Annotated in this window: 1 protein-coding gene and 1 pseudogene; both read right to left on the minus strand. The window is 70.1% G+C overall.

Annotated features, from left to right (window positions below; all coding sequences use genetic code 11):
* Positions 1–156: pseudogene (locus tag G3I71_RS46770) on the minus strand (alcohol dehydrogenase); the annotation flags it as partial.
* A gap of 26 nt (positions 157–182) precedes the next feature.
* The coding region (locus tag G3I71_RS46775; RefSeq protein WP_164325031.1) for an aldehyde dehydrogenase family protein at positions 183–501 on the minus strand (319 nt) is incomplete at its 5' end.

Here is a 501-nt window from a genome sequence, read left to right on the forward strand (position 1 = left end):
AACCCGCATGGTGCCGTTGCTGAGGGAGAGGTCGGAGTGGCAGACCCCGGCTGCGGCGAGCCGCACCCGGACCTGACCGGGGCCGGGTTCGGGCAGCACGATCTCCCGTATCTCCAGCGGGGCTCCGACGGCGGGCAGGATGGCGGCGCGGACCATGGTCGTCGTCTCCGTACTTCCGGGATTCAGAACTGCAGGGACTTGGTCTGGAGGTACTCCCCCAGGCCGTGCGGGCCCAACTCGCGGCCGACACCCGACTGCTTGTACCCACCGAATGGCGCCCGCACGTTGAAGCGGCCCCCGTTGATGTCCACCTGCCCGGTGTCCATGCGGCGGGCGAAGGCCGTCGCGGTCTCCGCGTCCGCCGCCCAGACGGCTCCGCCGAGGCCGTACACGGTGCCGTTGGCGATGCGCAGGGCGTCGTCCTCGTCCTCATACGGGAGGATCGACAGCACGGGGCCGAAGATCTCCTCCTGGGCGATGGTCATGTCGGAGGTGACGTCG

This window comes from Streptomyces sp. SID12501 (assembly GCF_010550245.1).
Taxonomy (GTDB): Bacteria; Actinomycetota; Actinomycetes; order Streptomycetales; family Streptomycetaceae; genus Streptomyces.